Source organism: Dellaglioa sp. CoH-57-MRSF-19, assembly GCF_056781975.1.
In genome coordinates this window covers 1-249 of the sequence record NZ_JBXAXW010000312.1, presented here as the reverse complement: position 1 = coordinate 249, position 249 = coordinate 1, and the positions used below count along the sequence as shown (strand labels likewise).

At 55.4% G+C, this 249-nt stretch carries 1 protein-coding gene; it reads left to right on the top strand.

Annotation, left to right across the window (positions count from 1 at the left end; translation table 11 throughout):
• Nucleotides 1-249: hypothetical protein (locus AC1RO3_RS09330; RefSeq protein ID WP_481764140.1), on the top strand; the 249-nt coding region annotated here is incomplete at both ends.

Below are 249 nucleotides of genomic sequence, written 5' to 3'. Positions count from 1 at the left end.
ATTTGCATCTGGCGATCGGCGTAGCCATGGTCGATGCGACGCAAAACCCGGGAGAGCCTTGGGAACTTAAGGTCAACGAGCCGACTCTTGATGAGTATGTACGTCAAGCAGCGCAGCCCTCATTCATGAACTTCTTGCAGGCGCGTGCGTGCAAGATCAATCCGTATTCACTGCGCAAAGAAATGCAGAAAATGGCGGTGGCGTATCTGGCTGGTGGCATCAGCCTTCTGGCGCTGCGCCGTGCCTACA